This is a genomic window from Halomonas sp. B23F22_20, from assembly GCF_043496985.1.
In the GTDB taxonomy this organism is placed as follows: Bacteria; Pseudomonadota; Gammaproteobacteria; order Pseudomonadales; family Halomonadaceae; genus Halomonas.
Genome location: NZ_JBIEKH010000017.1, coordinates 26,779 through 53,198, shown reverse-complemented (window position 1 = coordinate 53,198; position 26,420 = coordinate 26,779). Strand labels below are relative to the sequence as shown.

The following is a 26,420-nucleotide window of genomic DNA, read 5'->3' as shown; positions in this document are numbered from 1 at the left end:
CGGCCAAGGCCCTCAGCATGCGCGCGCCGCCGACACCCGGCAAGGGCGCGGCGGCGCGCTTGGTCACCCGCTCATGAAGGCGGGGCGGTCACCAGGTCAGGCAGATCTTGCCGAAGTGGCGGCCGGCCTCCTGGTGGCGGAAGGCCTCGGCGATCTCCTCCAGCGCAAACTCGCGGTCGATCACCGGCCGGAGGTCGCTCGCCTCGATGGCACGGATCATCTCCATCTGATGACGCCGGCTGCCGACGATCAGCCCCTGGAGGCGCGCCTGCTTGGCCATCAGCTTGGCGGTGGGCACCTCGCCGCCGCGACCGGTCAGCACGCCGATCAGCGAGATGTGCCCGCCGATGCGAACCGCCTCGATGGACTGCGGCAGGGTGCCAGGGCCGCCCACCTCGATCACGTGGTCGACGCCGGCGCCGCCGGTCAGCTCCTTCACCTTGCGCCCCCACTCGGGCTCGTCGCGGTAGTGGATGACGTGCTCGGCGCCCAGCTCGCGTAGCGTCTCGAGCTTGGCGTCGGACGACGAGGTGGCGATCACCCGGGCGCCCATCATGCGCGCGAACTGCAGGGCGAAGATCGACACCCCGCCGGTGCCCAGCACCAGCACCGTGTCGCCGGCCTTGAGGCCGCCGTCGACCACCAGCGCCCGCCAGGCGGTCAGCCCCGCGGTGGTCAAGGTGGCCGACTGTGCGTGGGACCAGCCCTCGGGCTGGCGAGTGAACCAGTGGGCGGGGCGCACCACCCGCTCGCGGGCATAGCCATCGACGCCATCCCCCGGCACGCTGGTGAAGTCGCCGATGCGGGCCGGCCCCTCCAGCCAGCTTGGAAAGAAGGTGGAGACCACGGCATCGCCGACGGCGAAGTCATCGACGCCCTCGCCCACCGCCTCCACCACACCGGCACCGTCCGACATCGGCACGCGGCCGTCCTCGGTGGGCATCTTGCCGGCCACCACGCCGTAGTCGTGGAAGTTGAGCGAACTGGCGTGCAGGCGCACGCGGATCTCGCCGGGGCCGGGCTCGCCTGGTGCCTCGCCCTCCTGGACTTCGAGGCGATCGAGCCCGCCGGGGGCCTGGAGTGTCACGACCTTCATGCTGTCTCCTTCGCGGATATTGATAGCCGACTAACAGGATAGTCGATGGGGATCGAGCCCGACGACTTCAAGCCCGCTCGTGCAGTTGCCAGTCGTTATCGGTGAGCGGCTCGCCGCCGTTCGGAGTGACGCGTACGGTGTCGCTGATGCCGATGCCGAAGCGCCCCGGCAGCCGCGGGCACAGCGGCAGGTGGAAGACCATGTCGGTCTCGAAGGCCCGCGCCTGGCCGCGGGCGATGAAGCCGGTGCCCTCGACCCAGCTGGGCGGGAACTGGGCGCCCACCGAATAGCCGAAGACGCCGGAAAAGAACGCCCGATCGGCCACGGGCGCCAGCGCCGCCTCCCCGGCCCGGGCCGCGTCGTCGAAGGTATTGCCCGGCCGCATGGCCGCACACAGCGCCTCGAAGGTGGCCCGGCAGGCATCGCGCAGCTCGTGCATCTCGGCGCTGGCCCGGCCGGCCACCGCGGTGCTCATCATCGGGGCGGTGTAGCGCTCCCAGGACGAGCCGAACTCCAGGAACACCGGCTCGTCCTCCCCGATCACCCGCCGCTTGTGGTTGACGTGGATGGTGCCCGAGCGCGGTCCGACGGTGACGATGGGCTGCAGGCTCATGAACTCGCTGCCCGCCGCCAACATCGCCCGGGCGCCCTCGGCCGCCACCGCACCGTCGGTCACCCCGGGGGCGATCACCTCACGGGCGGCGCGTATGCCGAGCCCGGTGATGCGCGCGCTCTCGCGCAGGCAGTCGAGCTCCAGCGGGCTCTTAACCAGGCGCAGCGCATCGACCAGGGCCCCGCCATCGTCGCGGAAGCGCTCCGCTCCCAGCCGCGCCTGCAGCGGCGCCAGCACCCCGTGGCGCAGCCCGGCGCTCATCGGGTCGAGGCCGATGGTGCGGTGCGGTGCCAAGGCGTCGGCCAGCGGCTCGATCACCTCCTCAAGGTTTTCCCAGCGATAGCCGAGCACCTCGTCCACCCGGGCGGTGACCACCGCCGGGCCGGTCTCGATGGACGGCACCTGCAGCACCAAACGCCGCGCGTCGACCACCAGGCAGGCGTGCACCGAGACCTCGAAGGTGTGGTAGCCGGTGAGGTAGTAGAGGTCGGCGGGATCGGTGAGCAGCAGCGCCTCGAGGCCGGCCTTGGCCATGGCCTCGCGCAGCCGCCGGCAGCGGCCGTCGAGCTCGGCCTCGGGAACGGGAAGTTCGCTGCCGGCAAGGCGCTCGGCGAGGGCACGACGATAGGCATGATGGTCCATGTGCAGACTCCACGGGTTGGCCTGAGGCCAGTGTAGTCGGGCCCTGGGTGAGCGCCGGCGGGGAAAATCAGGGCTGTCACCGGAGCCCGCTGTCTCGTAGAATCCAGAGCCGAGAATAGTCGCAACAGGACAACACAATGGGCAGGGCCTTCCAGAACCGCAAGGAATCCATGGCCAAGACGGCCGCCGCCAAGACCAAGGTCTACAGCAAGTACGGTCGCGAGATCTACGTCTGCGCCAAGCAGGGCGGCGTCGACCCCAACGGCAACCTGTCGCTGCGCGGGCTCATCGAGCGCGCCAAGAAGGACCAGGTGCCGTCCCACGTGATCGACAAGGCGCTGGACAAGGCCAGCGGCGCCGGCGGCGAAGACTTCGAGCCGGCGCGTTACGAGGGCTTCGGCCCGGGCAACGCCATGGTCATCGTCGAGTGCCTGACCGACAACCCGAACCGCACCATCGGCGACGTGCGCACCTGCTTCAACAAGTCCAAGGGCAAGCTGGGCACGCCGGGCAGCGTCAGCCACATGTTCGACCACTGCGCCATCCTCGCCTTCGAGGGAAGCGATGAAGAAGCGGTGCTCGAGGGGCTGATGGAAGCCGACGTCGATGTTACCGACATCGAGAACGAGGACGGTCATATCACCGTCTTCGCCCCGCACACCGAGTACGCCAAGGCCAAGCAGGCGCTGATCGACGCCTTCGGCGAGCTGGACTTCGAGGTCGACGAGATCCAGTTCCTGCCCCAGGCCACCACGCCGGTGGAAGGCGACGACGTGGCACAGTTCGAGAAGCTGCTGGACATGCTCAACGACGTGGACGACGTCCAGAACGTCTACCACAGCGCCGAGCTGCCCTGAGTCCGTCGGCGCGCGACGCCGCACTCCAAGGCGCTATGGGCGAGAAAAGAAGGTGCATCGCCAATCGGCGTGAAGCCATTGCCGAGCCCGGTTTGGCATGGAGGGAACCACTGCCCAGCCCAGTACGGCATGGTGAGAGTGCTTTTCGTGGGAGCGCTGCTCCGCAGCGCAGCGGCGGCGCTAGCGGCACCGCTGCAGGATCTCCCCCGGGCGCCTATCGGCGCCTTTCGCCCAATGAATTGGACTCCCACGAAGACCTGCTCGGTGGCGCTGATCCGCTGAAGGGGCTTCAAAGGAGATTCTCTGTTGCCCGTCAAGCCTTGATGGGACCTGGAGCGCCGGACCGAGTGCCCCACAACGGTATTCACGCCAAACACAAAGAAAGCGGCCGGCTCCTCGGGGGGCCGGCCGCCTGTCGTTGAGCGTAGTGTCAGGTCAGTGCCGCCCCCTGAACGCGTAGAGAGCCGCCAGCACCTCGCCGGCGGCCTCTCGCGACCTCAGGTCAGGTGACGCACCTCGAACCGTGCCATCACCTCGCCGTCGGCATCCAAGAGTTCGAGCCGGTCGGCGCGCAGCCGATAGCCGGCCACCTGCTCTAGCATGGCCAGAAAGCGAGGCTCGAGATCGTTGCCCGGCATGCAGGCCATGCGCGTGGCCGCCACGCGGCCGATGCTCAGCGCCTCGCCCTCGCGCTGATAGCCGCCGATCAGCCGGTTGCAGCCGCCGAAGCCAGCCAGACGCTGCTGCTCGCCGTGGAAGACCAGGTGCGGCTCGCGCACACCCTCGGCCACCTCGACCGCCTCGCCGTCCAGTTCGATCAGCTTCCAGTAGCTGTCCTCCAGGGTCTCGGTGACGAACGCCGAGGTACGCTGCAGCCGATAGTTCAGCGTGGAGTCGATCTCGTGGCCCTCGAGGTCGAGCATTTCCAGGCTGCCGCCCTGAGCCTCGATCCGCCACTGGCGCGGCCCCTGGTCGCCGCCGTTCAACGTCAGGACTTCGCCGCTGGCGTCCAGCGCCCAATCGCCCTGCTCATGGAAGCGCCGACCCTCGCCGGCCCCCAGATAGGCCGTCTTCAGGGTATAGACCCCATCGGGGAACAGCGAGAGATGGTAGCGGATGCCGGCACAGTCGGCGCAGGGCAACTCGCCGCGGTAGCTGGCGGGCAGCTCGCCGAGCGCCGCTTCGGCGTCCGGCGAGCGCTCCAGGGCGGCGCAGCCCGCCAGCCACAGCGCCAACACCAGGAAATAAGAGAACTGAAAGAGTCGTTTCATGGGTCATCATCCTGTTTGATGAGTCAAAAATCATGCATTCGACCAGCGTAATCCCCTAACGTTCGCCGTCAGACCGTCAACCGCTAATGCGTCGGGCGCGGAAGGTGCGCCCCTTCAGGCGGCCGCCGTTCAGCTGCGCCAGAGCGGACTCGGCCAGCTCGCGCTCGACGGCAACGTAGGTGCTGCGGGCAAGCACCTTGATCTTGCCGATTCGCGCCCCGTCGAGGCCGCCCTCGCCGGTGAGGGCCCCGAGGATGTCGCCGGGGCGGATCTTCTGCTGCTTGCCGGCGCCGATCTGCAGGGTCTCCATCGGCGCACGCAGCGGCATCGACTCGCCCCGCAGGCGCGGCAACGCCTCGGTCTCGAGGGTCTGGCCGAGGAAGGCCTCGAGCCGTTCCAGTCGATGCGCCTCGTTCTCGCCGACCAGCGTGAAGGCCTCGCCCTGGTGGCCGGCCCGGCCGGTACGCCCGACCCGGTGCACGTGCACCTCGAGCTCCCGGGCGATACGGTAGTTGAACACCGCGTCGAGCTGGGCGATGTCCAGCCCCCGGGCCGCCACGTCGGTGGCCACCAGCACCGAGGCACTGCGGTTGGCGAACAGCACCAGCAGCCGGTCGCGGTCCTTCTGCTCCAGGTCGCCGTGCAGCGCCAGCGCACTGATGCCCGCGTCGTCCAGGGCGGCGGCGAGCTCGCGGGTCTCCTGCTTGGTGTTGCAGAACACCACGCTGGAAGTCGGGCGCCGGTGCAGCAGCAGCAGGCGCAGGGCCTCGAAGCGCGCCGCGTCGTCCGCCACCCGATAGAAATGTTCGCGGATGGTGTCCTCGTCGTGGGGCTCCTCGATCGAGATCGAGATCGGGTCGCGGGTCCGCTCCTCGGCCAGCGGGCGCACGCTGTCGTCGTAGGTGGCGCTGAACAGCCAGGTCCGGCGGCTCTCGGGGGTCGCGGCGATGATCGCCTCCAGGGTCGCCTGGAAGCCCATGTCGAGCATGCGGTCGGCCTCGTCCAGCACCAGGGTATCGAGGTCCGACAGCGCCAGGCTGCCCTTGCGCAGGTGATCCTCCACCCGGCCCGGAGTGCCGACAACGAGATGGGCGCCATGGGCCAGCGAGGCCAGCTGCGGCCCCAGGGGCGCGCCGCCGCACAGCGTCAGCACCTTGATGTTGGGCAGCCCGCGCGCCAGCCGGCGCAGCTCCTCGGCGACCTGGTCGGCGAGCTCGCGGGTCGGACACAACACCAGCCCCTGCACCCGGAAACTCGTCGGCGCGAGCCGCGACAGCAGGCCCAACCCGAAGGCCGCGGTCTTGCCCGAACCGGTCCTGGCCTGGGCGATCACGTCGCGCCCGTCGAGCATCGCCGGCAGGCTCGCGGCCTGGATCGGCGTCATCTGCCGGTAGCCCAGCGAGTCGAGGTTGGCGAGCAGCTCGGCGGAGAGAGGCAAGCGGGAGAAAGCGCTGGCAGAGGCGGCTTCAGAGGAGTGGGCATCAGTCACGGGATGGACCTGTCTTAAACGGCTTGAAAGCGGGAGAGCGACGCTACCCAGTTGCCGCCTTCGGGGCAAGTGGAAAAGTGGCCGTCCCCAAGGCAAGCGGAAGAAGCGTCGCGTGCGCCATCGCCGCCGCCTACTCCACGTGAATGGTGATGGGATCGGAGGCTACCGTCGGCTCAAAGCTCAGATGACGATAGTCCAGGAACAACAGCTGCAGGGTGTGATCGCCGGGCGGCAGTTCCAGGGTGGTCTGGGTCTGGCCGCCGCCGAAGTGGCGTGTCTGCTCGGTGGCGGGCAGCGGCGCCGATAGATCCACCTCGTCCAGGGGCGTGTCGATCAGCAGGTGATGGTGGCCGGTGTTCTCCGCCTCGGTGCCGGCCGGGGCCACCCCCATGCCTTCGAGCCCCATGCGCACGGTGACGGGCCCGCTGACGGTCGCGCCGTCCTCGGGGGTGATGAAATAGACCGAAGCCCCCTCGGGAGCCGCTACGGGTTCCATCTGGGCCTGGGCGGCGGATGCCAGCAGAGCACCGCCGAGCAGCAGCCCCGACAGACCAAACATGACGCGACGCATGATGATACCTCCTGTATCGGTGACATGATCGAAGCGCCCCGTCCGCCCGACAAGGCGACGGCGGGCACGCCACCGCCAGTGTAGCAGTGGCGCGGCGATCTCAGGGGGCCTGGCCGTCGTCCGGCGCCGCGGACTCGCGATCCAGACACGCCTCCAGCAGCTCGTGGATGGCCTCGGCTTCCAGGGTCTCGCGCTCGGCCAGCGCTTCGGCCAGGCGTTCGAGCGACTGACGATGCCGTTCGAGCAGCTCGCGGCCCCGCGCCTCGACCTCACCGAGCAGCCGCCGAATCTCCGCATCCACCAGGCTGGCGGTCTCCTCGCTATGCTCCCGGGCCTGGGCCATCTCCTTGCCGAGGAAGACGTGCTCCCGACTCTGGGCGAACACCACCGGGCCGATGCGCTCGCTCATGCCCCAGTTGGCTACCATCCGCCGCGCCAGCCGGGTGGCCTGCTCGAGATCGTCCTGGGCCCCGCTGCTGACCTCGCCGAAGACGATGGCCTCGGCCAGGCGACCGCCGTACATCACGGTGAGGCGATCGCGCAGGTAGGCCTCGCCAAAGGTGAAGCGATCCTCGGCCGGCATCTGGGCGGTCACACCCAGGGCCTGACCCCGCGGCAGCACGGTCACCTTTTCCAGCGGATCGGCATGGGGCAGCAGGTAGGCAAGCAGCGCGTGTCCCGCCTCGTGATAGGCGACCCGACGGCGCTCCTCCGCGGAGAGGGCGACGTCCTTGGCTTCGCCCAGCAGCACCCGGTCACGAGCCTCCGACACGCAGGCCCAGTCGACGATCGACTGGCCGCGCCGCCCTGCCAGCAGCGCCGCCTCGTTGGCGAGGTTGGCGAGGTCGGCGCCGGAAAAGCCGGTGGTGATGGCCGCCAGCCGCGCCAGGTCGACATCGTCGCCCAGCGGCATGTCGCGGGTATGCACCGCGAGAATCGCCTCGCGGGCCTGGCGATGGGGCAATTCCATCACGATCTTGCGATCGAAGCGTCCCGGCCGCAGCAGGGCCGGATCCAGCACGTCGGGCCGATTGGTGGCCGACAGTACCACCACCGCATGATGCGGCTCGAAGCCATCCATCTCGGAGAGGATCTGGTTCAGGGTCTGCTCGCGCTCGTCGTGCCCACCGCCCATGCCGGTGCCGCGCGCCCGGCCAATGGAATCCAGCTCGTCGATGAAGATCACCGAGGGTGCCTGGTCCTTGGCCTGCTTGAACAGGTCGCGCACCCGGGCGGCCCCCACCCCCACGAACATCTCGATGAACTCCGAGCCGCCGATATTGAAGAAGGGCACCCCGGCCTCTCCCGCTACCGCCCGGGCCAGCAGCGTCTTGCCGGTCCCCGGTGGCCCCATCATCAGGATGCCGTGCGGCACCTTGGCGCCCAGGGCCCGATAGCGATCGGGCCGCTTGAGAAACTCGACCACCTCCATGACATCACGCTTGGCATTTTCGGAGCCGGCGACATCCGCCATGCGCACACCGCTCTCCTCGGCGCGAATCTGGCGAGCCCGGGACTGGCCGAGGCCGAAGGGCCCGCCCCCCGACATCAGGCGCTGCTGCATGCGATTCCAGAACCAGAACAGGAAACCGAGCAGCAGGATCCAGGGCACCACCAGCATCAGCATGCGCTGCCACCAGGGCAGCTCCTCCGGACGGGCGACGATCGTCACCCCCTGGGCCTGCAGGCGATCGAGCAGCGCCCGCCCCTCCAGGGTCGGGCGAGTGGTCTGGAAACCCTGTCCTGCGCTCAGGCCGCGCGCGGCGCTTGCCTGGTCGGTGAAGGTGCCGGTCACCGACTGGCCGCGCAGGGTGACCGTCGCGACCCGGCCCTGGTCCACCTCGTCGAGGAATTCGGAGTAGTTGAGCTCGACGCGATCCGGCTGCTGAGATGTCTCGACCAGATTGACGATTACCAGCACCGCGATGGCCATCCACAGCAACGCCAGCCATTGCGGCGGCTTGCGCGGGCCTCGCCCGTTACCATTGGGCGGACGGTCGCTATCGGGAGCCTGGTTGCGGTCCGCTGTCGCCATACGCGCCTCGCGCAGGAAAGGCGCTTCATCTGCGCCATCGTGGCCGGGTCAGATGCCGGCCACGCTCTCCCCCAACATAGCCCATGACGCGCTCATATCCGCGATCCCGACACGCCACTGACGCGTCGCAGCGTCGCCAACAGCTGCTCAGGCGACTGAGGGTGACCCAGCAGGAACCCCTGAAGCTCGTCGCAGCCGCGTTCCGCGAGGAAGCGCCGCTGGCGTTCGGTCTCGACACCTTCGGCCAGCACCCGGAACCCCAGGTTGTGCGCCATGTTGATGATGGCCGCGAGCAGGGTCTCGTCATCGGCGTCACCGGGCACATCGGCCAGGAAGCTGCGATCGATCTTGAGCAGCTCGACCGGCAGGCGCTTGAGATACGCCAGCGACGAGTAGCCGGTCCCGAAATCGTCGATGGCCAGCCCCACCCCCATGGCACGGATCTGATGGAGCACCGGCAGCACCCGATCGATGTTGTCCATCACATGGGTCTCGGTCAGTTCCAACTCCAGCATCCGTGGTGGCAGCCCGGCCTGGCGGATCGCCGCATGAATATCCCGGATCAGGTCAGCGGCGTGCAGCTGCCGCGGCGACAGGTTGACCGACACCGGGATGGCGCACCCCGCCGCGGCCCAGGTGGCGGCCTGCCGACAGGCCTCGCCGAGCACGAAGCGACCGAGCTCGACGATCAGCCCGGAGTGCTCGGCCAGGGGAATGAAGGTGCTCGGCGGTACCAGGCCGCGCGTTGGGCTCTGCCAGCGCAGCAGCGCCTCGGCACCCACCACACGATGGCCGGAGATGTCGAAGCGGGGCTGGAAGCACACGAACAACTCGTCACCGGCGGCCAGGGCCTGGTGCAGCCCCGCCTCCATGCGCAGGCGGACCTGATGACGCTCGTCGATGGCAGGCTCGAACAGCATCGCTCGCTGTCTGCCCTGAGCCTTGGCCTCGTACATGGCCTGGTCGGCGTAGCGGATCAGCGTCTCCGCGGACGCCTCCTGCGAGGGGGCCAGGGCGATGCCCAGGCTGGCGGTGGAGAAGCAGCGAGCCACGCCCAGTTCATAGGGCTCGCTGAGTGCGTCGAGGATGCGCTGGGCAATGGCCACGGCCGGCGCCTCCTGGCCGACGCCCTGCAGCAGCACGGCGAACCCGTCACCGCCGAAGCGCGCCACGGTGTCGCGCGCCTGGGTACAGGTCCGCAGGCGATCCGCCACCTGGCGCAGCAGCTCGTCACCCAACGGATGGCCATAGCGGTCGTTGATGTCCTTGAATCGGTCCAGGTCGATGAACAGCACCGACAGCGAGGCCTCTCCCTGCAACGCCTCGTCAAGGCGCAGCATGAACAGGCTGCGGTTGGCCAACCCCGTCAGGCTGTCGTACCAGGCCAGGCGCTCCAGGCGCTGCTCGGCGACTTTCAGCGATGAGATATCGCTGAACAGCAGCATGTGCCGCGGGCATTCACCCTCCGACGGCAGCGAGGCGGCCGAGACCAGCACCGGCAGTCTCTCACCCTCCCCCGTCATGAACTCGCACTGGCCCTGCCAGCGTCGCCCGTCGACCAGGGCTCGGGCAAGCTCGGGATGATGCAGCAGGAAATCGCGTATCACGCCGGTGGCATGCGCGTCCGATCGACCGCTCATCTCTACAAAGGCCCGGTTGGTCAGCAGCGCGCGTTGGCGCGCGTCGAGCACGATGATCGCCTCGGCGGTCTCGGCGAACACCTGCTGGGCGAGCTGCAGCTGCTCCTGGGTCTGACGCAGGTCAGTGACATCGGTCGCCACCCCGCCGATCAGGTAGGCCTCCCCGCGGTCGTCGAGAATCGGAAACTTGGTGATCAGGTAATGCCGCGTACCGTCGGGGGTCGGCAGGCTGGCATGGTACTGGAGCGGGGCGCCGCCCTCGAGCAGCCGCCGATCCGTGGCCTGAGCCTGGGTCATCTGCTCCCCCTCCAGCCAATCCGCCGCGGAGGTGTCGACGAGAGATGCGGGGGTTCCATGCACTGCCCAGGCATAGCGATCGTTGACCAGCCGATAGCGCTCCTCCCGGTCCTTGACGAAGATCAGGTCCGGGGTGTGCTGGATGATGCCCTCGAGGTACTTGTCGCGCTCCCGAATGCGCTGCAGCATGGTCTCGAAGGCCCGCCCCACGCGGTTGAACTCCTGGAAGCGCCCGCCACGAAACGGCTTGGCCGTGCCGCTTTCGGGCACCGCCTCGGCGTAGCGCACCAGGTCATCCAGGGAGCGAGCGGCCAGACGCCGCAGGAGCAACATGGCCCCTACCCCGACCGCCACCACCAGCAGGGCGGCGTACACCAGGCTGCCGAGGTAGGTATCGCGCAGCGCCAGGAAATCGTCATCGGGCAATAGCAGGGCAGCCCGGTAGGTGTCGCTGTCACCGATCTGCAGGGGGTAGCCGTGCAGGATGCCCTCGGACATGAAGGTGATCGGATCGTCGCGATCGACGAGTGCCGCGGGCGTCACGGCAACCTCAGCGGAAAGACGCGCATCGACGGGCCGCCCGTCGACACCCAGGGCGACAGCCCGAGCACCGAACAGTCTCTGCAATTCATGGGGGAGCCAGAAGCCGTCGTCGAGCACCACGAAGGTATGTAAACGGCCGACCACCCGCCCCAGGGAAGGCTCGACGATCGGTAGGATCAAGCGCAGCAGGCTGTAAGGATCATCCCGCCAGCGGACATTCAGGGTGGTCCAGCGTTCCAGGGGCGCCGGCGTCCAGCTCAGCGCTTCCAAGGGCAGTGACGGGACCAGCAGACCGGCGCTGACGACACGCTGCCGCTGGTCGCCGCGTTCCACTACCAGGGCATCAATATGCGAGGCCTGGCCGTCATCCAGCAGGCCCTCGAGGAGCGCATCCACCCGCTGCGGCGAATTCTCGCTCAACGCCGAGACCAGTTCGGCCCGCTCGGCGATGCTCTGGCTGTATCGTCGTATGTCAGCAAAGCGGGTCGCCACGACCTGTTCGAGGATGCGCCGATACTGGGCATGATCCTGCTGCGTGCGTTCCAGCAGCGCCTGGCGAGACCCCAGGTAGGCGGTGGATAACAGGGTCGCGGCTACCACGGCCAGCAGCACCAGCAGCAATGCCAGCATCAGCCGCGAGAAGCGCCAGGCCCGCACGTCAGTCCGCCTCCCCATCACCGCTCAACCGAAAGGCCATGCGCTCGAGGCGTTCGATCTCCTCGGGCGGCGTATCCCGGGTGATCAAGGCGATGTCGCCAGCGAAGATGTCCGGTACTCGCATTACCTGCCCGATCAGCGCCATGTGGATCGCCTCGGCCATGGCAATGCCGTTCTCGTCGTTCATGCGCATGGCAGTAACGTCCAGCCCCCCATCTTCCAGGGCTTCGAGCTCCGACGCTCCGCCGCCCCAACCGTTGAGCAGCACGTCCATGCGATCGGTCTCGCGCAGTGCCCGCAAGGCGCCCAGTGCCACATCGGTGGAGTTGGCGAAGATCATCTTCAGATCGGGATGTTCCTGCAGGGTCTTCAACGTGGCGCGGTAAGCCTTGTCCGGATCCCCGTCGGTGTAATAGGCATCCACCTCCTCCACCTTCGGATAGCGAGCGGCCTCGTCGGCAAAGGTGCCGCCACGCATGCGGCTGATATAACCGGGCGAGAAGTACAGCATCAGGTACTTGCCCTGATGTCCGGCCTGCTCGAGCATCCAGTCGGCGATCAAACGGGTACCCTGCACATGGTCGAAACCGACATACATGAAGGGAGGGTCGGCTTCCCAGTCGGCCAGCGGGGTAGTGATGTTCTGCAGGATCAAGCGCGGACTGCCCAGCGCCAGGACCCGCTCGATCATGCGCAGATGGGGCACCGCATTCAGGGTGAACACCAGGTAGTCCGGCCGCCACTGCAGGGCCGTAGCCAGCTGCCGCGCCTGCAGGTCGACGTCCACCGACGGCCGGGACATGAACGTCTTGAGATCGTAGGGGATACGCAGTTGCTCGAGTCGCGCCTCGAAGGAGGACAAGCTGCGTCGCCAGTAGTCAGAGGACTGCAGGCTGGGGTAGATGACCGCAATGCGCAGCGTGCGCCGGGGCGATGCGGACAGCGGCATGGCCGGCGACTGAACACGGGTGGAAAAATCCGCCATCAGCGCCTGCTGCTCAGGATGCCGCGCAAGATAGTCGTCGATGGGCACATAGTGACTCGACGCCCTTGCGGCCTCCCCCGGCAGGGCGCCCATCAGGATGGCGGCCGTCAGCACGGCGCACCGTAAAATCGGTGGGCATCCAGCCATCGAATGGTCCTTCCGTCTCGGGTCTCCTCCACCACGGTTATCCCGATGGTGCCAGGCGACCACTGTACCGCATGCCTCCGACGGATGCCGATGTGCTTGTCAATGACGCCCCCCGCCCGAGTGAGTGGCTCAAGAAGTACCAGTAGTTAAGTTAAAACGAATGGAAAACGCAACGTTCGGTCGCGGCGAAACTCAGGCCAGTTCGCCCAGGCTGCCACCCGCCAGCTGTAGGGCGATACCCGCCATCATCATGCCGATGGCGCCGTCGATCAGCCGCCAGGCCCGCGGCCGCGAGAGCCACGGCGAGAGCAGTGCCCCACCCCAGGCCAGCAGACTGAACCACAGCACGGAGGCGCTGCCGGCCCCGGCCACGAAGGCCACGGCGCTGTCCTGCTGGGCCCCGACCGAGGGGATCAGCAGCAGGGTATCAAGATAGACCTGCGGATTGAGCACGGTGACCGCCAGGGTCGCCAGCAGCACCCGGGTGACGCTGCGCTCGCCGTCGGCCATTCCTGCCAGCCCCTGGCGGCCGACGCAGGCCCGGTACAGCGCCTGCACGGCCAGCCAGCCGAGGAAGGCCACGCCCAACCAGCGCAGTACATCGAGCGCCCCGGGAACCGCCAGCAGCAAGGCGCTCATGCCGAACATTCCCGCCGCCACCAGCAGCAGATCGGTACCCATGCATAGCCCGGCGGACCACCAATGATGCTGACGGCGAACGGCGAGCCCCAGCACGTAGGCGTTCTGGGCGCCGATGGCGACGATGATGCCGCCGCTTATCACCAGCCCGGTCAGATAACTCTCCAGCATCGATATGCCTCCATGAAATGAGGAGGTCAGCCTAGCGCCACGACGATATACTGAAAAATCATCTTCCTAATGCTGTATCAATTTTTCTTATGATCGATTACAAGCTGCTCGAGGCCCTCGCCACGGTCATCGAATGCAATGGTTTCGAGCGTGCCGGCGAGGCGCTCGGCCTCTCTCAATCGGCCGTCTCCCAGCGCCTCAAGACCCTGGAAGTACGGCTCGGCCAGCCGGTACTGATCCGCCATCCACACCTGGAGCCCACCCCTGCGGGACGGCGGCTGCTCAACCACTATCAGCAGGTCCAACTGCTGGAACGCGACCTGCGCAGCGCCCTGCCGACCCTGGAGACCGCCTCACCGCGACTGCGCATCGCCATCAACGCCGACAGCCTCGCCACCTGGTGGGCCGACGCCGTGGGGCACTTGTGTCGCGATGAGGGGCTGCTGCTCGACCTGGTGATCGAGGACCAGGACGTAGGACTCCGACGACTGCGCGACGGCGAGGTGGCGGCCTGCCTGTGCGCCAGCGACCAGCCCATCGCCGGGGCGCGCTGCGTCCCGCTGGGCACCATGGTCTACCATCCCTATGCCACCCCGGCCTACATTGCCCGATATTTTCCCCGGGGCCCCAGCGAGGCGGCCTTTCGCCATGCCCCAGCGATCGTCTACGGCCCCCACGACCAGCTGCAACATCGGTTCCTGGCCCAATGCGGCTACCACGGCGCCTTTCCCTACCACCTGTGCCCCTCATCGGAGGGATTCGTGCGACTCGCCGCCGCCGGCATCGGCTACGGCATGATGCCGCATCGCCAGGTGGCCGACCTGGTGGACGCTGGCCAGCTCTCCAGCCTTGCCCCGGACCGACGCCTCGAGGTGCCGCTGTACTGGCATTTCTGGCGCCACAGCGGCGCCCTGCTCGAGCGACTGACGGGCATGCTGGACGAGGTGCAACTAACCTGAGCAGACGGTGTCATCACTCAGAACCACTTGCACCCGGCTTCCCGGCCGGGCCCACTCACCCACCGACGGAGCCTGCCGCACGACCGATCATTCATTCCAAGCCGATAAGGAGGTTCGCATGAAGGTATACAAGCCCGAATGGCGCTGCATCCTGAGCGTGACCGAAGGCGCGGAATCCTCGACCCGTTGGCTGGCACGTATCGCCTGGCAATTGCGCCGGCTGGCCGACCGCCTGGATGGCGGTGGAAGAACGATCAAGCTCGACTGCCGGGTAACGCCCGAACTTCGCCGCGAGGACGTCGATGACTGCCTCGGCAAGGGGTTCATGGTGGCCCAGGGCCTGCTCACCGAACTCGCTCAGCAGGCCGCCTGTGAAGACGTCATGCGCGACGCCAAGGCGGAGCTCTTCGAGGAGGCAACCGCCAGCGAACCGAAGCGCTGAAGATAGTGCGTCAGCCCGGCCGCGCTTCCTGTGCATTACCAGCGGAAGCGCGGCTGGAATGAAGGTACAAGACCGTCACGGAATCATCATGCTGCATCGCAGCAAAGCAAGCTATACTCGAAGTGTCCCATCCCAAGGAGGACACCGAGATGCCGTATGCCACGACGATCTTCGACGCCTATGTCCTGAAATGCTGGGCGGAATTCGCCCGTCAGCAGACGCTTGCCCTGGAGGCCATCGCGGCCTACCTCGACTGACGCCCTGGCCGCAGCCCCTCGTCGCCCCCCAGTAAGCGCTTACCCACCCGCTGTCACGCCCATGCCAACCGGCCTATGCCGCAGCAGTGGCCGGGGCGAGGTCGACGGCGGTACCGCTTACCTCGATGCCCCCGGTGGCCGGAATCGCCACGTCGAGGCGGCTCGGGCGCCCCATGGCCTCGCCCTGCAGAATGGTCAGGCGAGCCGGCGCCGCGAGCAGTCCGGCATCGCGCAGATAGCCGCCCAGCGCCGCCGCCGCGGCGCCGGTGGCCGGGTCCTCCACCACGCCTCCCACCGGAAACGGATCGCGGGCGTGATAGAGCGTCGGGCTCTCCCGCCACACCAGCTGTAGCGTCGCGAGTCTTCGCTCCTGCATCAGCGCCTGAAGGGCGGGGAAATCGTAGTCGAGCCGATCGAGGCGCGACGGCTCTGCCGCCGCCAGCACCAGATGCCAGACCCCGGCATAGGCCAGCATCGGCGGCAGCGTGACATCCAGCTCCGCGGCGTCCCAGCCGAGGCAGTCGAGAACCTCGTTCACCAGGGCCGGTTCCGCGGGACGCTGCTCGGGCGTCACCGACATCAAGGCAGCGTGCCACTCACCGTCTTCTTGCGACACCGTGACCGGCACCTCGCCGACCGCCGTCTCCAGCGTGTAAGTGCCCGCACCGCCCAGGCGCCCCAGCATGACGCCGGTGGCGATGGTGGCGTGGCCGCAGAAGTCGATCTCGACCTGCGGGCTGTAGTAGCGCACGGTGCGACGCGCTCCGGTCAGCGGCGCGACGAAGGCCGTTTCGGAATAGCCGACCTCGGCGGCGATGCGCTGCATGGTGGCCGGATCGGGCAGCGACTCACCCAGCCAGACACCGGCGGGATTGCCGCCGTGTGGATCGGTCGTGAAGGCGGAAAGGCGATAGAGGGTGCCGGTCATGGAACATCATCTCCTGTGAAAGCCGTCCTCGCATTTTGCGCTCAGCTGGAGTAATAACAAGCGAGCATTTTTCCGCCATAGACTTAGCTGGAGTATGCCTTTGATGCCCGCTTCTCGACTCCCCCTTGCCACCCTGCGCGCCTTCGAAGCGGCGGCACGCCTGAGAAGCTTCAGCGCCGCGGCCATGGAGCTGCACGTCACCCCCGCCGCCGTCAGCCATCGCATCAAGGCGCTCGAGGAGGAGACCGGCGTGATGCTGTTCGAGCGCAGGGCCCGAGGCGTGATCCTCACCGAGGCCGGCGACCGCTATCGGGCGAGGATCGCCGAGGCCTTCGGCCTCATCGAGGCGGCCACCCGCGAGCTCGGCGAGCCGGGCATCGACGGCCCCTTGCGCGTCTCGGCACCCCACGCCTTCCTGCGCCACACCCTGTTACCGCGACTGGATGACCTGGCGCGGCGGCACCCGGGGCTGACCCTGGACCTGGTGGGAGACAACCGGCTCGCCAACCTCCACACCGGCGAGGCCGATATCGCCCTGCGCTTCGGTACCGGCCACTATCCCGGCCTGAGCGCCGAACCGCTGATGGACGACGCCATCACCGTGCTGGCCCCCGCAGGGGAGACGACGAACGACGACTGGCGACGCGCCGGCTTCATCGAGGACAGCAGCGCCACGGATGTCGAACCCTGGAGCGGGTGGGCGCCATGGTGGCGAGAGGCCGGCCTGCACGAACCCGGCATGCTGCGCCGCTTCACCGTCTCCGACAGCGGCCTGGCGCTCGATGCCTGCCGCCAGGGGCTGGGCCTGTGCCTGGCCCGCCTCTCGGTGGCCCGGGAAGCGCTTCGCCGCGGCGAGGTGGTGACACGGCGGCCCTGGCGGCGCACCGAGTTCAGCCACTATCTGGTCACTCTGCCCGGCAGCGTAAACGCGCCCCGCGTGCGTGCCTTCGCCGACTGGCTGCATCTCGCCCTGGAGGAACTGGCCGACGAGATCCGCACCGCGGTAGACCCGCGGTGCAAACCACCAGCCTGACAGTGCCGGGCGTCGGCCGCCCGCCCCGTTGGCCGCACCGCCACCGGCACCATCCGGTGTTTGCAACATGCCTCACTGCCTTCTCAGTCACGCCGAACGCGGCCCCAGGCTCCATCTGATCCCAAGTCGGCTGAGGCATGAGCGGGGTTCTCGGCCCAGCCACCAAGGCCGCTCATCCGGAAGGTTCGAGCGCGCGGACGACACGACAGGGATTGCCCACTGCGACGACGTCGGCGGGGACATCGCGCGTGACCACGCTACCGGCACCGATCACCGCCCGGTCGCCGATGGTCACTCCCGGCATCACCGACACGTTGCCGCCCAGCCAGACATCGTCACCGATGCCGATCGGCGCGGCATGCTCGGTCTCGCGACGCGCCCTTGCCTCCAGAGGATGGGTCGCCGTGGAAAGCAGCACATGGGGACCGAACATCACTCGCCGGCCGATGGTCACCGCACAGGGGTCGAGGATGGTGAGGTGATGATTGGCATAGAAACCGTCGCCCAGGCGGATATTGTAGCCGTAGTCGCAGTAGAAGCTCGGCTCGATATGCGCCTCGCCCTCGAAGTGGAGCAGCTCGGCGAGCACCGCCATGCGCGCCGCGGAATCTCCGGGGTCCATCAGGTTGAAGCGGTGGCAGACCGTCTTGGCGTGGCGCGACTCGGCCTGCAGGGCAGCGTCGGAAGATAGATAGGGCAATCCGGCGAGCATCTTGTCCTTCTCGGTCATGGCGGGTCCCGGCGTGAGAAACGTAACGCCCTAGCCTCTCCTCCTCGACCGTCCTCCGCAAGATCGATCGCTCCGCCCCACTATCACCCCACATGGCAAGGCACGGGCCGTGACAGCCGCTCGCATCCCGTCGACAATGCCCACCAGCCCTTTTCGCTCATCGAGGATTCGCCATCATGTCGCTTGCCGTCAGCCTCATCGCCCCCTCCTCCTTCACCGCCCCCGAGGCCGTGGCCGCCGGCATCCGCGGGCTGGAGGCGCTGGGCGTCGAGGCACGCTGCGACGCGACGCTGCAGGCCCCGGAACGCTACCTGGCCGGTAGCCGCGCGCACCGCCTGGCCCAGCTGCATGCCGCCTTCGAGGATCCCGACACCGACGCGGTGTGGGCGGTGCGCGGCGGTTACGGGGCCGCGCAACTGGTCGACGGCATCGACTGGGCACGCCTGGCACGCCGGCCCAAGCCACTGATCGGCTATTCCGACGTTACGGTGCTGCTCGACCACTGCCACCGCCACGGTCTGCCGGCCATCCACGGCCCGGTGGCCAAGGCCGCCGGCGGTCTGCACGACGGCGACGCCGAATCGCGAGAGATCGTCCGCGGCCAGCTCGAGGAGACCCTGGCGCTGATCGCCGGGCCAACGCCGCTCGACTACCCGTTGACGGCGCACGGTCCGGCCCCGGCGGCGCTCGAGGGCCCGGTGGTCGGCGGCAACCTGGCCACCATCGCCAGCCTGGTGGGCACCCCGGCGGGACTCCGCGCCCCGCCCGGCGCGCTGGTGATCCTCGAGGACGTCGGCGAACCCTACTACCGCCTGGAGCGCGCCCTGTGGCAGCTGGTGCACGGCGGCACCCTGGAGCACGCCGCCGCGGTGTGCCTGGGCACCTTCGAGGGCTGCACGCCCTACGGCGAGACGCCGTTGGAGGCAATCATCGCCGAGACCCTGGCACCGCTCGGGCTGCCATTGTTCTCCGGCCTGCCAATCGGCCACGGCCTGCACAACCGCCCCTGGCGCTACGGCGCCACCGGGCGCATCGCCGACGGACACCTGGCGATAACGGGATAGCGGGCCGCGCCAGCAGACTCTCGCCAGGTGGAGCGTATCAGCGCGGTGCCCACGGCAGCGCGCTCATGGCATAGACTGGGTAGCGGACCCGCGCCTGGGGAGCAACAAGCGTGGCAACACTCGCATGCACAGCCTGATCACGACCGCCGCACGGGCACTCGCCCAGGGCGACCCGCTCGGCGCCCTCGACCGGGTCGCCCTGTGCGACGACGCCCCAGCGCTGGCCCTGCGCGGCATCGCCATGGCGCAGCTGGGCGACTTCGCCCGCGCCCGGACGCTGCTGCAACGCGCCGCCCGAGCCTTCGGTCCCCGGGCGGAGGCGGCCCGGGCCCGCTGTGTCCTGGCCGAGGCCGAGATCGCGCTGGTCGCCCGCGAGCTCGGCTGGTCGGGCCAGGCCCTGGCCGCGGCCCGCGCCACCCTCGAGGCGCACGGCGACCGGGTGAATGCCGCCCATGCGCGCTACCTCGAGGCCCGGCGCCTGCTGCTGATCGGCCGCCTGGATGCGGCCGACGAGCGCATCGCCGGCATCTCCCCTCACGACCTGAGCCCCGCCTCCCTGGCATCCTGCGAGCTGGTGAAGGCCGGCATCGCCCTGCGCCGGCTGCAGACGGCGCCGGCCCGCGCGGCCCTCGACCGGGCGGATCGGGCCGCACGTGACGCTAGAGTCCCGGCGCTGATGATCGAGGTCGAGCTGGCCTCGAAGGCGCTAACCCGCCCCACGGCAATGTTGATCGCCGCCGGCGAGACGCGCCCGCTGCTGCTCGAGGAGGTCGAGGCACTGTTGGCCACGCCGACGCTGGTGGTGGACGCCTGCCGGCACCTGGTGCGCGCCGACCGTGCGCTGCTTCCCCTCGGCCGGCGCCCGGTGCTGTTCACCCTCGCTCGCCTGCTGGGCGAGGCCTGGCCCGACGACGTGCCACGTCAGTCGCTCATCGCTCGAGCCTTCCGGCAGCGCCATCCCGAGGCCTCCCACCGGGCGCGGCTGCGGGTCGAGATCGGCCGACTGCGCCGGGCCCTCGGCCCGCTGGCCGGCGTGGTCGCAACGCCGGGCGGCTACCGGCTGGCCCCCGCCGAGGGCCACGGCGTGGCGGTGCTGGCGCCGCTCGTGGAGGGCCGGCACGCGCGGCTGCTGGCCCTGCTTGCCGACGGCGAGGCCTGGTCAAGCTCGGCGCTCGCCCTGGCCCTCGACACCAGCCAGCGCTCGGTACAGCGGGCGCTGGACGCCCTCTCGGCGGACGGCAAGGTAGAAGCCATGGGACGCGGCCGGTCGCGCCGCTGGCTCGCCCCGCCCGTGCCGGGATTCCCGACAACCTTGTTACTCCCCGCTGCGCTGCCAAACACCTAGGCTGGAGACAGCCATCCACCACAGCGGGAGTCCATCATGAAAGGTTCCACCGCCGAGATCATCGCCGAATACGGCCCCTTCCCCGACATTACCGGCATCCACGGGGTCACCTACGACGGCCAGCGGGTATGGTTCGCCAGCGACGGGCGGCTCACCGCCCTGGACCCTGACAGCGGCGAGATTCAGCGCACACTGGAGGTCGCCGCCGACGCCGGCACGGCCTTCGACGGCCGCCATCTGTTCCAGATGGCCGGCGACCGCATCCAGCGCATCGACCCCGACAGCGGCCGGGTGCTGACCACCATCCCCGCGCCTCCAGGGGACTGCAACTCGGGCCTCGCCTGGGCGGAGGGCTCGCTGTGGGTAGGCCAGTATCGCGACCGGCGGATCCAGCAGGTCGATCCCGACACCGGCGAGCTGCTGCGCAGCATCGCCACCGACCGCTTCGTCACCGGGGTCAGTTGGGTCGACGGCGAGCTCTGGCACGGCACCTGGCAGGACGACGAGAGCGATGTGAGGCGACTCGACCCACGCACCGGCGAGGTGCTGGAACGCCTTGAGATGCCCGCGGGCACGGGCGTCTCGGGGCTCGAGTCCGACGGTGCCGGGCGCCTGTTCTGCGGCGGCGGCGATGGCGGCACGCTCCGCATCCTGCGCCGGCCCACACGCGCCCTCACCGACGACGCTAAGGCAGCAGCCGACGCCTCCTCGCCCTGAGTGGAGTGGCCCAGGCCCGCGACCCTCTCTGCCCGACCCGCCGCCGCGCCACGGCACGGGTCAGGCATGGCCCAGCACGCCGCCCGCCCAGCCATAGGCGATGCCGATCGACAGCCCGAATACCACATGGGCCACCAGCATCGACAGCGGCGCGATCAGCCCGAAGCCCAGGCCGAACAGCCCGGAGCCCGCCAGCGGAAAGACCGTGACCATCACCACCAGCCAGGCGGCCAGGCTGAATTCCAGGCCGCGTCGCATGTCGGTGCGGCCCGGCAGGTAGGGCGACAGCAGTCCGAACAGCAGCCCCCAGATCAGGGTGCCCACCACGAAGTGGATGGCCCAGGCCACCATCCGGCTGTCCGGCGTACCAAGCAGGTCGTGAGCGGCCAGGTTCATGATCTCGATGGGGTCGTACCAGGGCATGATGCCCGCCGCCAGGCGCAGCACCAGGATCATCGAGATGACGAAGGTGGCCACGAAGCCGGCCAGCATACCCCTCACCAGGCGAGCGCCCATGACGCACCTCCCGGTTGATGACGTGGGCTTTCAGTATAGGCCTGACGACGCCCGAGGGCCGGCCTCTCAGAGCGCCACCATCGCCGCCAGCACGCCGGCCAGTAGGGCGAGATAGGCCTTGGCGTGAACCCCGTCGGAGAGCCGCCCGATCCAGGGCGACGCCAGTCGAATGCCGATCCAGGAACCGGCCGCCAGCGCCGCAAAGGCACGAAGGTCCACGTAGCCGGCCTGCCAGGGCCCCAGCAGCGCAGCCTGGTCTCGCGCCAGCAGCACATAGGCGGCAGTGCCGGCCAGCGCCATCGGCAGCGACAGAGGGGTCGCCATGGCGGTGGCGCGGGTCATCGGCAGGCCGCGACGACGCATCAGCGGCACCGTCATCACGCTGCCGCCGACCCCGAGCAAGGCCGCGACCATGCCGATGCCAAGACCGAGAACGGCACTCGCGCCAGCCGACGTCACCCGTGGAGGTGCCGCCGTTCTCGCCAGGAATCCCGGGCGCAGTAGCGCGTCAACGATGGTGATCGCCAGATAGGCGACGAAGGCCCAGCGCACCCAGTCGCCGCGCATCGCCATCGCGGCTGCGGCCCCGGCGACCGCCCCCAGGGCGATGTACCCCGCCAGCGGGCGAATCCATCGCCAGTCCAGCGTGCCGGCCCGATGATGACGCCGCGTGGCCAGCCCCGCACCGACGATCATCACCCCGGTCGAGGTGGCCACGGCAATATGCATGGCGGCCTGGCCCACGAGGCTGTCCGCCCCGTGGGTGGCCAGCAGCACCGTGTGCAGCAGCGGCACCATGAAGAAGCCGCCGCCGAAGCCGAACAGCACCGTGGTGATGCCGGCCAGACCGCCGCACGCCAGCAGCAGAAGATACATGACAGCGCTCCATCGAGAGGATAAGCGCGCAGCGTACGCCGCCGCGGAGTGGCCGACATTCGACGGCTGGTCAATAATGCTCGTGCATAGGCCAATCGAGATCCCGCATGCGCAACGTTTCCCTGGAGGACGTGGACGACATCGCCCGGGAGGTGCTGGCGATCGGCACCGATTACCCACCCGGCATCCTGCTCGACACCCACCGCCATCGGCGCGCCCAGTTCCTCTATGGCATGACGGGGCTGATGGAAGTGGGCACCGAGGATGGCGCCTGGGTGGTGCCACCCTATGCCGGGGTCTGGATTCCCGCCGGCAAACCGCACCGGGTGAAGATGCTCGGGGTCAGCACTCGCAGCCTGTACATCGAACCGGCGGCCGCGCCGCGGCCCGGCGAGCTGTGCGAGGTGCTGCTCGTCACCCCACTGCTGCACCAGCTATTGCTCGCCTCGGCCGAGATTCCCGCCTGCTACGACGAGGCGGGCCGCGACGGCACCCTGCTGCGGCTGACGCTTCACGAACTGCGCCAGTGCGCGCCGCTGCCGCTCTACGCCCCGCTGCCCCGCGACCCAGCGCTGGCGCGACTGTGCACCGCCTTCCTGCAATGCCCGGACCTGCGCACCTCACCTGCTCAGTGGGCCCGGCGCTTGAATCGCAGCCATCGCACCTTTACCCGCTTCTTCAAGCGGCAGACCGGCCTGTCGTTCAGCGCCTGGCGCCAGCAGGCCTGCCTGCTGGCCGCCCTGCCGCAGCTCTCGGCCGGGGTGTCGGTGACCCGCGTCGCCCTGTCGCTGGGTTACGCCAGCCCCAGCGCCTTCGCCACCATGTTTCGCAGGACGCTGGGCGAATCGCCCTCAAGCTTTGCCGACCGCACCGGGGCCGCCGGCGACCAAGGCTCCCTCAGCGGGCCGCCAGCGGATAGGTGAACAGGGTGAAATGGACGAGGTTCACCCCCCAGTGAACCAGCACCGCCCAGGCCAGCCGGCCGGTCCAGCGATATACCAGGCCGTAGAGCAGACCGGCGCCGGCGGCGACCGCCACGAAACCAGCCCCGCCGGGAAAGTGGGCCAGGCCGAACAGCGCGGCAGCGGCCGTCAGGCCGAGCGCCCCGCCGAGGCGCGCGACCAGCCAGCGCTGCAGCACGCCGCGAAACAGCAGCTCCTCGGCCACACAGGTATTGAGCAGGTTGGCCACCGCAAAGGCCGCGAACCAGGGCGTGAGCCCCGGCTGCCAGGCCACCAGCTCGAGCGCCACGGCCAGCCCCATCAGCGACAGTACCCCGGCGACGGCCAGCAGCGGCATCGTCCACCATGGCCGCGGCGCCCCCGCCGGTAGCGCACTCTGGCCGAACAGCGGCAGCCAGCCGAGCAGCGACCAGGCCACCAGCACCTTGTCAGGATGAAATACCAGGTCGAAGGGCACGCTGCCCGGCTTGAGCGCCGATTCCTCGACCAGCGCCACTCCCAGGTCACCGGGCCAGGCGTGAACGACCAGCACGGCGCTCGCCGCCAGCCAGGCCGCAACACGTCCCCAATCCCGCCAAGGCGACAGGCGCCGCTCGCGCATCCAGGCGCTCAGCGCCACATAGCCGAGCGCCGCCCCCACGAACCCTCCACTGGCGTGGCCCATCGCCCCGGCGGCCAGCAGCCACGCCACCGCACCGCCGTAGCGCAGCCGCGGATCGGCGCTCAGGCCGCACAGGATCAGACCGAGGGAGTAGAGCATCGCGAAGGGCAGCATGGGGCATCCTTGCCGAACGGGAAGAGACGCCGTTCAGACTATCAGGGCCCACCGCCGACGCCGACCGACGGGACGGCAGCGCATCAATAGAGGCATCGCGGATCGGTATGAGGCCGTATCGCGTCATGGTGAGCCGCGTGCGGCATGAGTCATCGACGCCCAGGACATCCCCGTAATGCCCAACGGCACCGCTGAGCGATTCTTGGCGTCGGCCTCTCATGAGCATGGAGTGGGAGACTGCCCGCAGGGTGCGATGATCGAGAAATAGAACGAAAGTCTTTGACCCCCGCGCCCTAGCGTGTCACCGTAGCGCCAGTTGGTTAGCAAGCAGCATGGTTCCAGCAGCATTCGAATCTTTTCGATCGCCTGTAATTGTATTTCTTGTTGTACCCGCTACTCGTCTGGGTGACACCAGAAATTTTTGCAAGGCGCTAAGCGCAAAGGATTTTCACATGGCTACTGGTACCGTCAAGTGGTTCAACGATTCCAAAGGTTTCGGCTTCATTTCTCCTGCCGATGGCGGCGATGATCTGTTCGCCCACTTCTCCGAAATTCAGTCTGAAGGCTTCAAGTCCCTCCAGGATGGTCAAAACGTCTCCTTCGACGTGACCCAGGGCAAGAAGGGCCTCCAGGCCTCTAACATCAAGGCTCTCGACTGATCTAACCGATCACGAGAACTTGCGAACCTCTCCGGTTCGCTGATCAGGGCCCGCTTTGCGGGCCCTGATTCGTTGTGTCTCCTGTTTGTGTTGCGTATGCCCCTGCGGGCACGACTCCGGGGCTCCGAGCGGGGCGAGTGGCGTTCGGGAAATGGTCGCCCAGGTATGACGGACCCAATGGACGACCGCCGGCCCGCTCAGGCGCGGGATCCCTCGGCAGAAGCGTCTTCATCGACCCCCTCGGCGATGCGCTCGCCTTCGCTGCGCCCGATCACGGCGCTGCCGACCAGGTCGCCGGTGACGTTGAGCGCCGTACAGCCCATGCCCACCAGGGCGTCGATGGCGGTGAGCAGCGCCACGGCCTCAATGGGCAGGCCGACCTGGGAGAACACCGTGGCGATCATCACGATGCCGGCGCCGGGCACCCCGGCGGTACCCACCGAGATCAGGGTGCCGACCACCACGATCTGCGCCATGCTGGCCAGGTCCAGCGGTGCACCCGCCACGTTGGCGGCGAACACCGCCGAGATGGCGATGCGGATCGCCGCGCCGTCCATGTTCAGGGTCGCGCCCAGCGGCAGGCTGAAGCCGTAGAGGCCGCGGGGCAGGCCCAGGCGGCGGGCGGCGTCCAGGGTTAGCGGCAGGGTGCCGGAGCTGCTCTGGGTGGCGAAGGCGGTGGCCATGGGCGTACGTGCCTCGCGGAAGAAAGCCCGCGCCGGCACGCCGAAGCCCTTGAGCAGGCCCAGATAGACCAGCATCTGCACGCCCAGCGCCACGTAGAGCACCACCACCATGTCGCCGAGCGACAGCAGGGTATTGAGACCCTGCTCGGCCACGGTGCCGGCGACGATGGCGAACACGCCCACCGGCACCACGTGCAGGATGCCGCCCATCACCTTGAGGGTCACGGCGTTGAGCGCCTCGATCAGCCCGGCCAGGCGCTCGCCCAGCTCGCCGTGGGTCTCGGAGCGACGCAGCTGGGCCACGGCGAGGCCGAACACCAGGGCGGTGAAGATGATGCCGAGCAGATCCTGGCCGGCGAAGGCCTCGACGATGTTGGTCGGCACGATGCCGAGCACCACCGAGAGGATGCCCGGGTTCTCGGGCACCGACACCGAAGCCGCGCCCTCGAGCGACATGCCCTCCCCCGGCGACAGCAGGCTCGCCACTGCCAGGCCGACGACGATCGCCAGCGCCGAGGTCACCAAGTAGTAGAGGAACACCTTGCGTCCGATGCGCCCCAGGCTGCCGGCCCGGCCCTGGTTGATGCCGGCCATCAGGGTGAACAGCACGATGGGCAGGATGATGAACTTCAACAGCCGCATCAGCAGCTCGCCCAGTGGCGCCAGCGCCTCGCCGACGGCCGGGCCGCCAACCAGGCCGACCGCGGCGCCCAGCACCAGGGCAACGGCGACCCGCAGGATCAGCGAAGCATCGCGATAGCCGCGCCACAGGGATGTCAGGGGAGTGGACATGATGACCTCTTGAAAACGATAAGCGCCGC

24 protein-coding genes are annotated in these 26,420 nt (G+C 68.7%); 9 read left to right on the top strand and 15 right to left on the bottom strand.

The genetic code is table 11. The features are described 5' to 3' along the window. Positions 1-88: 88 nt before the first annotated feature. Entirely contained in the window at positions 89-1,096 is a 1,008-nt protein-coding gene (locus ACGTN6_RS14790; RefSeq protein ID WP_394592868.1) for a zinc-dependent alcohol dehydrogenase family protein, read from the bottom strand. A 67-nt stretch (positions 1,097-1,163) separates the two neighbouring features. After that, on the bottom strand, positions 1,164-2,351 hold the full coding sequence (locus tag ACGTN6_RS14785) for a M24 family metallopeptidase (protein ID WP_394592865.1): 1,188 nt from the start codon (positions 2,349-2,351) through the stop codon (positions 1,164-1,166). Positions 2,352-2,488: 137 nt separating this feature from the next. Here ACGTN6_RS14785 and ACGTN6_RS14780 point away from each other — a divergent pair, with 137 nt between their 5' ends. Then, positions 2,489-3,208 carry a YebC/PmpR family DNA-binding transcriptional regulator gene (locus ACGTN6_RS14780; protein ID WP_394592863.1) on the top strand — a complete coding sequence of 240 codons (720 nt, stop codon included), beginning with the start codon at positions 2,489-2,491 and terminating at the stop codon, positions 3,206-3,208. 497 nt (positions 3,209-3,705) lie between these two features. On the opposite strand, the gene ACGTN6_RS14775 is transcribed toward ACGTN6_RS14780, so the two are convergent. The 7 genes from ACGTN6_RS14775 to ACGTN6_RS14745 form a co-directional block, all read right to left on the bottom strand. Then, complete coding sequence (locus ACGTN6_RS14775; protein ID WP_394592861.1) at positions 3,706-4,479, bottom strand: META domain-containing protein; 774 nt, start codon at positions 4,477-4,479, stop codon at positions 3,706-3,708. A 76-nt stretch (positions 4,480-4,555) separates the two neighbouring features. Then, positions 4,556-5,968: an ATP-dependent RNA helicase DbpA gene (gene dbpA / locus ACGTN6_RS14770; RefSeq protein WP_394592858.1), complete on the bottom strand. Its 1,413-nt coding sequence runs from the start codon at positions 5,966-5,968 to the stop codon at positions 4,556-4,558. A gap of 130 nt (positions 5,969-6,098) precedes the next feature. After that, a complete protein-coding gene (locus tag ACGTN6_RS14765) occupies positions 6,099-6,539 on the bottom strand; it encodes a DUF4399 domain-containing protein (protein WP_394592856.1) in 441 nt (146 codons plus the stop codon). Positions 6,540-6,639: 100 nt separating this feature from the next. Then, positions 6,640-8,574, bottom strand: coding sequence for an ATP-dependent zinc metalloprotease FtsH (gene ftsH, locus ACGTN6_RS14760; protein WP_394592853.1), 1,935 nt, complete (start codon positions 8,572-8,574; stop codon positions 6,640-6,642). Positions 8,575-8,666: 92 nt separating this feature from the next. Continuing rightward, positions 8,667-11,711: an EAL domain-containing protein gene (locus ACGTN6_RS14755; protein WP_394592851.1), complete on the bottom strand. Its 3,045-nt coding sequence runs from the start codon at positions 11,709-11,711 to the stop codon at positions 8,667-8,669. Position 11,712: 1 nt separating this feature from the next. Then, a complete protein-coding gene (locus ACGTN6_RS14750; RefSeq protein WP_394592849.1) occupies positions 11,713-12,810 on the bottom strand; it encodes a substrate-binding domain-containing protein in 1,098 nt (365 codons plus the stop codon). Between the two features lie 225 nt (positions 12,811-13,035). Then, entirely contained in the window at positions 13,036-13,653 is a 618-nt protein-coding gene (locus ACGTN6_RS14745) for a LysE/ArgO family amino acid transporter (RefSeq protein ID WP_394592847.1), read from the bottom strand. 89 nt (positions 13,654-13,742) lie between these two features. On the opposite strand from ACGTN6_RS14745, the gene ACGTN6_RS14740 reads away from it, so the two are divergent. Further along, complete coding sequence (locus ACGTN6_RS14740; RefSeq protein ID WP_394592845.1) at positions 13,743-14,612, top strand: LysR family transcriptional regulator ArgP; 870 nt, start codon at positions 13,743-13,745, stop codon at positions 14,610-14,612. 118 nt (positions 14,613-14,730) lie between these two features. Continuing rightward, entirely contained in the window at positions 14,731-15,054 is a 324-nt protein-coding gene (locus ACGTN6_RS14735) for a hypothetical protein (RefSeq protein ID WP_394592843.1), read from the top strand. Positions 15,055-15,384: 330 nt separating this feature from the next. Here ACGTN6_RS14735 and ACGTN6_RS14730 read toward each other — a convergent pair whose 3' ends face one another. Then, positions 15,385-16,239 carry a PhzF family phenazine biosynthesis protein gene (locus tag ACGTN6_RS14730; protein ID WP_394592841.1) on the bottom strand — a complete coding sequence of 285 codons (855 nt, stop codon included), beginning with the start codon at positions 16,237-16,239 and terminating at the stop codon, positions 15,385-15,387. Between the two features lie 103 nt (positions 16,240-16,342). Here ACGTN6_RS14730 and ACGTN6_RS14725 point away from each other — a divergent pair, with 103 nt between their 5' ends. Then, positions 16,343-17,272 (top strand): LysR substrate-binding domain-containing protein, encoded by a 930-nt coding sequence (locus ACGTN6_RS14725; protein ID WP_394592838.1) that lies wholly within the window; start codon positions 16,343-16,345, stop codon positions 17,270-17,272. Between the two features lie 172 nt (positions 17,273-17,444). Here ACGTN6_RS14725 and ACGTN6_RS14720 read toward each other — a convergent pair whose 3' ends face one another. Further along, positions 17,445-18,002, bottom strand: a complete 558-nt coding sequence (locus ACGTN6_RS14720) for a sugar O-acetyltransferase (protein ID WP_394592835.1) — start codon at positions 18,000-18,002, stop codon at positions 17,445-17,447. Between the two features lie 176 nt (positions 18,003-18,178). Here ACGTN6_RS14720 and ACGTN6_RS14715 point away from each other — a divergent pair, with 176 nt between their 5' ends. From ACGTN6_RS14715 to ACGTN6_RS14705, 3 genes are all read left to right on the top strand, one after another. Then, positions 18,179-19,066 (top strand): S66 peptidase family protein, encoded by an 888-nt coding sequence (locus ACGTN6_RS14715; RefSeq protein ID WP_394592833.1) that lies wholly within the window; start codon positions 18,179-18,181, stop codon positions 19,064-19,066. Between the two features lie 124 nt (positions 19,067-19,190). Then, positions 19,191-20,411 carry a helix-turn-helix domain-containing protein gene (locus tag ACGTN6_RS14710; protein WP_394592830.1) on the top strand — a complete coding sequence of 407 codons (1,221 nt, stop codon included), beginning with the start codon at positions 19,191-19,193 and terminating at the stop codon, positions 20,409-20,411. A gap of 36 nt (positions 20,412-20,447) precedes the next feature. Further along, positions 20,448-21,128: a Vgb family protein gene (locus tag ACGTN6_RS14705; protein ID WP_394592827.1), complete on the top strand. Its 681-nt coding sequence runs from the start codon at positions 20,448-20,450 to the stop codon at positions 21,126-21,128. A 60-nt stretch (positions 21,129-21,188) separates the two neighbouring features. Here ACGTN6_RS14705 and ACGTN6_RS14700 read toward each other — a convergent pair whose 3' ends face one another. After that, complete coding sequence (locus ACGTN6_RS14700; RefSeq protein ID WP_394592824.1) at positions 21,189-21,644, bottom strand: DUF6789 family protein; 456 nt, start codon at positions 21,642-21,644, stop codon at positions 21,189-21,191. Between the two features lie 66 nt (positions 21,645-21,710). Further along, complete coding sequence (locus ACGTN6_RS14695) at positions 21,711-22,520, bottom strand: sulfite exporter TauE/SafE family protein (RefSeq protein ID WP_394592822.1); 810 nt, start codon at positions 22,518-22,520, stop codon at positions 21,711-21,713. A 107-nt stretch (positions 22,521-22,627) separates the two neighbouring features. Between ACGTN6_RS14695 and ACGTN6_RS14690 the strand changes: the two genes are divergently transcribed. After that, positions 22,628-23,443, top strand: coding sequence for an AraC family transcriptional regulator (locus ACGTN6_RS14690; RefSeq protein WP_394592819.1), 816 nt, complete (start codon positions 22,628-22,630; stop codon positions 23,441-23,443). Here ACGTN6_RS14690 and ACGTN6_RS14685 read toward each other — a convergent pair. Next, a complete protein-coding gene (locus tag ACGTN6_RS14685) occupies positions 23,418-24,257 on the bottom strand; it encodes a CPBP family intramembrane glutamic endopeptidase (RefSeq protein ID WP_394592816.1) in 840 nt (279 codons plus the stop codon). The two genes, ACGTN6_RS14690 and ACGTN6_RS14685, sit on opposite strands and share 26 nt — an antisense overlap. A gap of 452 nt (positions 24,258-24,709) precedes the next feature. On the opposite strand from ACGTN6_RS14685, the gene ACGTN6_RS14680 reads away from it, so the two are divergent. Further along, complete coding sequence (locus ACGTN6_RS14680; RefSeq protein WP_394592813.1) at positions 24,710-24,916, top strand: cold-shock protein; 207 nt, start codon at positions 24,710-24,712, stop codon at positions 24,914-24,916. Positions 24,917-25,113: 197 nt separating this feature from the next. Here the strand turns inward: ACGTN6_RS14680 and ACGTN6_RS14675 are convergent, their stop codons facing one another. Continuing rightward, positions 25,114-26,391, bottom strand: a complete 1,278-nt coding sequence (locus ACGTN6_RS14675) for a dicarboxylate/amino acid:cation symporter (RefSeq protein WP_394592811.1) — start codon at positions 26,389-26,391, stop codon at positions 25,114-25,116. Positions 26,392-26,420: the final 29 nt, after the last annotated feature.